We start from the raw sequence: 2463 nt of genomic DNA on the forward strand, positions 1-2463 counted from the left end.
GTTTTAAAGGAAGAACATAAAAAGGAAGAAGAGCAATGGTTTAAATGGAGCAAATGGGCAGTTGAAGCAACTTTGGGGGTGATTATACTGATGATTCTTTCTATTGCCATTGGTTTTTTCAAGAGTAGCGACACTTATATTATTTATGTTTTTTCTTCTATTGTTACATTTGCCGTCATTCGCCAATACACCAACGCCAAGGCATTGCGTATTGAAGCAAGTAATCGTGTGGCAATGTCAAAAATGTTTGAACAAGTGAAACATGAAAATGATGACGCATACCGACAAGAATTTTTACCCAAGCTGGCAGATGCCATTGCGTATTCCACCATTAAAGAAAAAAACTAGTACCGATGGCCTGGTGGAAAAAATAATTAACGGACTTGAAAAATTAAGGAAATAACCTGTTTTATCTATGGCGAATTCAACCCATACCGCAAAATACAGAGAAAGAAGCAATACTTAAGCAGATGGAACAACAAATACAGCATCAAGATATGATTGAAAAAAGCGACTATGAAACCCCTTTTAATAACGGCAATAAATTCCCGATGGGTGAGACCCCTATTTTGGTAGAAAAAATTACCATCAATGCCTATAAAAATAACAATACTACCCTTATTTTTGAAGGTGATAATGAGCAAAATATTAATCTCAACCTCAATCCACAACTGCTGCTCAACCTATCTAATTTACTTACAAAAGTTATGCTAAGCACAGATTGGAATATAGGCTCAATAGAAAAAAACAACACCCTCATCTGCGAAAATCAAAACAAACTGGCACTACATTAATGGCTAATAACAAGAAAGTATCACAACGATTATTGACATTGGAACATAAATTAGAACGGCAATCGGACGCCATTAAAAACATACAAAAAAATGTAGACAACACCTTTAAAAATGTAGACAACGCCTCTAAAATGTAGACAACGCCTCTAAATATCAAGATTTAAGGCAAGATGTTTTAAAGAGCCAAGGAAATGTAATTACTTGGTGGTTAAGTGTAATCGGTATCGTTTTGATAATATTGACGACATTTGCTGGATATGAGGTTATTGTGATTCAGGATAATATTGATTCTTCTAAGGAACTTCTTAAAAAATCTAAAAGCACATTAATAGAAATTCAAACACACGAAAAAAATGCAAAAAAATTGGTGAGGAAAACTGAATCTAGTGCAAGACAAGTGGAGAAACAAATACCCCGTCCAGGGGTGAAATGGAGCAAAAAAACAAAACAAGAAGTTGAAAAATTTGGCACAAAATTTCAAAAACTAAGATCAAAAATAGAGCAAGAAAATTATAAGACAGCAATTGACCTATGGAAATATTTTATCGGCCACGCTTACTATGAAAATGATAAAAAAAATATATCGATTGGTTACTTAAATCTTGGTCATTCTTATAGTGAATTAAAAGAGTATCAAAAAGCCATTGATGCTTACAAAAAAGTCATTAAGATTGATCCTAATGATTATAAGGCTCATAATAATATGGGGGATGCTTATCTTAAATTAAAAGAGTATCAAGAAGCCATTGGCGCTTACAAAGAAGTCATTAAAATTACATCTGATTTTCGTGCGGTGTTTGCTCGTAAATTAGTTAAGATTAAGCCTAGCCTATTGAGCCTATTGAGCCTATTTCCGATGATTATTATGCGGATCTTTTCGCAAAAGGCAATGTATCTATGACTGCATACATTGATTACAGTATAGTTTTTGGGGATTATGACAATTTCAAGACTTATGACAATATGGGGTATGCTTATGGTGAATTAAAAGAGTATCAAAAAGCCATTGGTGCTTACAAAGAAGCCATTAAGATTAAGCCTAATAAACATGAGACTTATTACAATATGGGGAATGCTTATCGAAAATTAAAGGAGTATCAAAAAGCCATTGATGCTTACAAAGCAGCCATTAAGATTAAGCCTGATTATCATAAGGCTAAACGCAGTTTAGACTCTGTTTTAAAACAACTTGAAGAACAATAGATTTATTTGTATTCTGAGTGTCAATACTGTAAAATATTGTCAATTTTAAAAATGGATAATTCAACCCATAAGTGCAACACTTCCATTTAAAAAATAGTCCTTGCCAGTCATCTTGGCAAAGACCTCAAATGGGGTCTTGTACCCCAAGCATTTCCTAGGTTTTAGTGCTCACGCCAAAGCGTCGTGCTAAATCAATATTGCTAGTATTGGCACAGCGTATAATTGCTCTGGAGTGTGAATTAGTATTTGCATTTACGTGGTAGTTCTGTTTCATGTCTTCTCCTTTTTGTAGTAGAAAAAAAGTTGATATGTTACGGTACTACCACCCTAATTTAGGGGGAAGATTAAGGGTTTGAGTTTTTATTTTTTTGTATTTTTGCAAGTAAAAACTCAAACCCTTAAAATGACGATTGTGGATGGTTTGAGAATTATTGATTCAAATGCTCAAACTGGAACAACATGGTGG

Annotated in this window: 5 protein-coding genes; all 5 read left to right on the forward strand. The window is 33.8% G+C overall.

The window, feature by feature from the left end:
* Positions 1-348 (forward strand): hypothetical protein (locus BAZSYMA_RS09955; protein WP_195910100.1); only part of this gene is annotated, 348 nt, incomplete at its 5' end.
* A gap of 122 nt (positions 349-470) precedes the next feature.
* On the forward strand, positions 471-794 hold the full coding sequence (locus tag BAZSYMA_RS04805; protein WP_090716197.1) for a hypothetical protein: 324 nt from the start codon (positions 471-473) through the stop codon (positions 792-794).
* Positions 794-931, forward strand: a complete 138-nt coding sequence (locus BAZSYMA_RS09960; RefSeq protein ID WP_195910101.1) for a hypothetical protein — start codon at positions 794-796, stop codon at positions 929-931. The genes BAZSYMA_RS04805 and BAZSYMA_RS09960 overlap by 1 nt, the downstream gene beginning before the upstream one ends.
* Positions 932-1023: 92 nt before the next feature.
* On the forward strand, positions 1024-1695 hold the full coding sequence (locus BAZSYMA_RS04810) for a tetratricopeptide repeat protein (RefSeq protein ID WP_206599444.1): 672 nt from the start codon (positions 1024-1026) through the stop codon (positions 1693-1695).
* A complete protein-coding gene (locus BAZSYMA_RS04815) occupies positions 1692-1997 on the forward strand; it encodes a tetratricopeptide repeat protein (protein WP_090716202.1) in 306 nt (101 codons plus the stop codon). Before BAZSYMA_RS04810 ends, BAZSYMA_RS04815 begins: the two co-directional genes overlap by 4 nt.
* The last annotated feature ends 466 nt before the right edge of the window (positions 1998-2463 follow it).

Origin of the sequence: Bathymodiolus azoricus thioautotrophic gill symbiont (assembly GCF_001298715.1) — a bacterium.
GTDB lineage: Bacteria > Pseudomonadota > Gammaproteobacteria > PS1 > Pseudothioglobaceae > Thiodubiliella.

Coding starts and splice junctions, on each gene's coding strand:
- BAZSYMA_RS09960 (WP_195910101.1), top strand. CDS start 794: ATGGCTAATAACAAGAAAGTATCACAACGATTATTGACATTGGAACAT.
- BAZSYMA_RS04805 (WP_090716197.1), top strand. CDS start 471: ATGGAACAACAAATACAGCATCAAGATATGATTGAAAAAAGCGACTAT.
- BAZSYMA_RS04815 (WP_090716202.1), top strand. CDS start 1,692: ATGACTGCATACATTGATTACAGTATAGTTTTTGGGGATTATGACAAT.